This is a genomic window from Microbacterium sp. Ru50 (assembly GCF_002920555.1).
Lineage (GTDB): Bacteria > Actinomycetota > Actinomycetes > Actinomycetales > Microbacteriaceae > Microbacterium > Microbacterium arborescens.
On the sequence record NZ_PQSV01000061.1, the window covers coordinates 1 to 570 of the forward strand.

The window sequence follows — 570 nt, forward strand, 5'->3', positions numbered from 1 at the left end:
CCGGAGCTTTCCACACGGAGACCATGCGATCCCGTGTCGTATCCGGTATTAGACCCCGTTTCCAGGGCTTGTCCCAGAGTGCAGGGCAGATTGCCCACGTGTTACTCACCCGTTCGCCACTAATCCACCACCGAAGCGGCTTCATCGTTCGACTTGCATGTGTTAAGCACGCCGCCAGCGTTCGTCCTGAGCCAGGATCAAACTCTCCGTGAATGTTTACCGGTAATCCGGTGAAACACACACGAGAGCGGAACAGGTCGGAGGAATAGTCCAACCCGTTCACAGCGTCCTCGCTGTGTGTGCCACCCGGCGCTGCCGAGTGGGCTTTCAAAGGAACCTCGTCCCAGCGGATGCTGGAGACGGGGTATCAACATATCTGGCGTTGACTTTTGGCACGCTGTTGAGTTCTCAAGGAACGGACGCTTCCTTTGTACTCACCCTCGCGGGCTTTCCTCCGGGCGCTTCCCTTCGGTCTTGCGTTTCCGACTCTATCAGATCCTTGCGGCTCCGATTTTCGCCGGTGCGTTTCGGCCTTTCGGCTTCTTCGCGGTTCCAACCTTACCAGATCCG

General features: G+C 57.7%; 1 rRNA gene. It reads right to left on the minus strand.

From position 1 onward, the window contains the following. Window positions 1-213 (minus strand): 16S ribosomal RNA (locus tag C3481_RS16255); the annotation flags it as partial. Between the last annotated feature and the right edge of the window lie 357 nt (window positions 214-570).